Source organism: bacterium (assembly GCA_040757115.1).
GTDB lineage: Bacteria > UBA9089 > CG2-30-40-21 > CG2-30-40-21 > SBAY01 > JBFLXS01.
This window is the reverse complement of record JBFLYA010000337.1, coordinates 1-3,324: the sequence shown is the minus strand read 5'-3', so window position 1 is coordinate 3,324 and position 3,324 is coordinate 1. Positions and strand designations below refer to the sequence as shown.

General features: G+C 34.5%; 4 protein-coding genes. 1 reads left to right on the top strand and 3 read right to left on the bottom strand.

Features of this window, described 5'->3' with window-relative positions:
- Positions 1–21: 21 nt before the first annotated feature.
- Complete coding sequence (locus AB1422_18180) at positions 22–186, top strand: hypothetical protein (protein MEW6621228.1); 165 nt, start codon at positions 22–24, stop codon at positions 184–186.
- A gap of 169 nt (positions 187–355) precedes the next feature.
- Here AB1422_18180 and wecB read toward each other — a convergent pair whose 3' ends face one another.
- From wecB to AB1422_18165, 3 genes are all read right to left on the bottom strand, one after another.
- Positions 356–1,441: a UDP-N-acetylglucosamine 2-epimerase (non-hydrolyzing) gene (wecB, locus tag AB1422_18175; GenBank protein ID MEW6621227.1), complete on the bottom strand. Its 1,086-nt coding sequence runs from the start codon at positions 1,439–1,441 to the stop codon at positions 356–358.
- Between the two features lie 116 nt (positions 1,442–1,557).
- On the bottom strand, positions 1,558–2,412 hold the full coding sequence (locus AB1422_18170) for a SagB/ThcOx family dehydrogenase (GenBank protein MEW6621226.1): 855 nt from the start codon (positions 2,410–2,412) through the stop codon (positions 1,558–1,560).
- Between the two features lie 2 nt (positions 2,413–2,414).
- On the bottom strand, positions 2,415–2,609 hold the full coding sequence (locus AB1422_18165; protein ID MEW6621225.1) for a hypothetical protein: 195 nt from the start codon (positions 2,607–2,609) through the stop codon (positions 2,415–2,417).
- Positions 2,610–3,324 lie beyond the last annotated feature (715 nt).

Sequence of the window (3,324 nt, the reverse complement as noted above, 5' to 3'; positions counted from 1 at the left end):
AATAGAAACTAATAGAAATTTATGGAAATTTGTTGTTTTCCACAATCAATTTCTACCTATTTCTATAAATTTCAATCTATTTCTATTATCTTATCTCCATATCACTCTTATCTCCTTATCCCCTTTTTTACACTTTTGATATATAGCCTGAACGGTTACGAGTTCTGCAAAATTAGGAAACTGTAGTTTTTAAGCGGGTATTTAAAACCTCTATTTTTATCAATTTCCTTCAAAGAGCAAAATGCAAAACTCGTTTATGGTTTATAGTCTATAGTCCTTTAACTATCAACTATAAACTATCAACGATTATAATATATTAGATAAAATATTGCAATAGAAAAGTAATAATTACAAATTATATCACACAATTGCCTTTAAAATCAATAAAAATCTCTGCAATTTTTTCACTTGCCTTCCCATCACCAAAAACATCCCTTTGTTTATTCTGTGGATTGAATTCAAGAACTGCCTGGCTAATCTGGTTTTTATTTGTGCCAACTAAAATATTCCAGCCATCTTCTACGGTCTCTACCCACTCAGTATTCTCTCTTAAAGTAATGCACGGAACTTTAAAGAAATATGCCTCTTTTTGAATCCCGCCTGAATCTGTGAGAATCTTTTTCGCCCCAGACTCTAAAAGAAGAAAATCAAGGTATCCTACGGGTGAAATAATTATTACATAAGGACTGCTTTCTAATTTACTTAAAAGTCCATATTCTTTTAGCACCTTTTTAGTTCGCGGATGAATCGGAAAGACAATCTTTTCATCCAGTTCTACCAGACTTTCAACAAGAGAAGTAAGATTTTCTAAAACATCCGTATTTCCCTGTCGATGAATGGTAACAAGCAGGTAATCTTTTTCTTTTAAATTTAGTTGGTTAAATATCTGTGATTTAGACTTAGCGATTTCTATGCCTTTAATTGCCGCATCATACATCACATCACCAGTTAAATAAACTCCATTTTCAATCCCTTCCTTTTTCAAATTATCAACCGCAGTTTTAGTCGGGGCAAAGCAAAAAGAAGACAAATGGTCTGTCACTACTCTATTTATTTCTTCTGGCATACCTTTGTCAAAAGAACGCAAACCCGCCTCTACATGTCCAATCGGGATATTTATCTTTGAAGTGGCTAATGCCCCGGCTAAAGTGGAATTAGTATCCCCATAAACTAAAACCATATCTGGTTTTTCTTTAACCAGTGCCTCCTCTATTTTAATCAGCATTTTCCCTGTTTGAACACCATGACTCTCAGACCCAACCTCAAGATGGTAATCTGGTGCAGGTATTCCCAATTCATCAAAAAACACCTTTGACATCTCGTAATCGTAATGTTGTCCGGTATGAATCAAGATTTCTTTACAATTCATTCTCAGTTTTTGAGAAAGGGGACTGAGTTTGATAAACTGGGGTCTGGCACCCACAATAGTTGCTATTTTCATAATATAATTATCATATCATAAAATATTCTGAATTGCAAGAGGTTTTAATTGAAACTATAGTTTTGTGATTTTGGAGGCAAGGTTTTTCTCGCAGATTGGCAGGATTATTTTATATCTTACAAATCCTGATAAATCCTGTTACTGATAACTTGATTTCCTACCACTGTAATATATATTGCTGATTCTTTTATCCCATCAATTTCAAGTGTCTGGTTGATTGGGTCGTCGAAAAAGGCGCCTACAGCACAAATGCCTAATCCCATTGAGATGGCAGATAGATAGAGATTTTCAGCAATATGTCCGGCTTCAATCAATGCATAACGGTAGGCACGATGATGATATTTCGATTTTGTCCTGGCAAATATAGCGGTCATAATAAATGCTACCGCAGATTTCCCAACAAACTCCTGTCCTAAACAGTGTTGTGAAAGTTTCTGACGATAGTCTCCCTGTTTTAGCAATTCTAATAAGTGGTCTTCAATAGAATAATGGTATATTCCAGGTTTTATACCTTCAACCAGATGAATAACAGGATAAATTTCTATGGGATAAAGTGCCCCGGCAGAAGGTGCGGCTCGTAATCCCTGTGAGCCTTTTCCTTGCGTTATTCCACTGGCATAATAAAGCAAGCAGGATAATTCTTTTAATGAAATCGGTTTTTGAATAAAATTTCGTCTCGACCTCCTTCTAATAATCGCCTCTTCAACCGATATTCCCCGATATTTAAAATCCTGTGGTAATTTAATCTTTTCTGCCACTATGTATTTTTTGAATAAAGGCGAGGTATGTTCCTTACTCCCGCTACCTAAAAGTATATTGAATAATGTATGTCTACTTTCCTGGTGATATTGTTCTGCAATATCCAGATTAGGTGCGGAAGTAGCCTCTGGCGGTGCAAACCATTTATTAAAAAATGGGACACCTAAACCTAAAAGTCCAATTTTACTCAGGAAATTGCGTCTGGAAAGCAATCTTATCCCTTCCTTTTTAATAATTTATGCCAATTAAAATAAGTATGCCCAAGCACAAAAAATATCGTCAAATAAGCACTATATTTGTGATAAATGAATTGATGTAAGTCTAAATTTACCTGTATCAAACCCGTAATAACAGTTGTAAGGAAAAAGAACATCATAAGAATTGTCCAGAAAAATTTTATCCTTGACATCGTTAGCCTGAATTTTATGATAACATTCTATTTTAATGTTGTCAACAAACTTTTGCAGGAAATTTAATGTATAAATCTACGAATAAACACAAATAATATTTAAGATATTAAAATTAAAGAAGTTAAAGATTAAGATTGTTTATTTTTCTGTCACAAAAATCACAGTTAAACATTTCGCTCCTACGGAGCTGAATTCTTTAAGGATTATCATAGTCTACAAATATATCACTCCTAACGGAGTTTATAAAATATATTCAGTCCTGTAAGGGCGAGATGTTTATAGCTTTATCGTCTCAACATCAAATTAGCTCCATAGGAGCGATATGTTTATTGAGAAAGTTATAAATATTTTCGTGCAAAAGTTTGTTGTCAAGTAAATTTTGCCTGGTACAGAAATCTTCTGTTTTTAAAAGGAGAAAGAAGTTTTTTCACCTGTGCAATTGGAAATAAAGGGATAAATATTTTGGGGACGCTGTCCTCAAGCCCCTGCTGGGGGATTGCAATCCCCCAGTCCCCCTTTATACTGTCTGCCATAGAAGCTTATTTGGTTATTCTACAAGGTAGTATTGAGGGATACCTTCTAATCATTGAGCTTTCTCAACAAATGGATAGGTAAGGTTGATAACAATTATATTAGGAGAGAGCGAAAGGTAGTTTGGGAAGAAAAAAATTCTTTGACAACCCAGAAGGGAGATTTTTTGGGGTTAAAAGGGCG

Excerpts from the sequence above, each read along its gene's own strand:
- AB1422_18180 (MEW6621228.1), top strand. The coding sequence starts at position 22 with ATGGAAATTTGTTGTTTTCCACAATCAATTTCTACCTATTTCTATAAA.
- wecB (MEW6621227.1), bottom strand. The coding sequence starts at position 1,441 with ATGAAAATAGCAACTATTGTGGGTGCCAGACCCCAGTTTATCAAACTC.
- AB1422_18165 (MEW6621225.1), bottom strand. The coding sequence starts at position 2,609 with ATGTCAAGGATAAAATTTTTCTGGACAATTCTTATGATGTTCTTTTTC.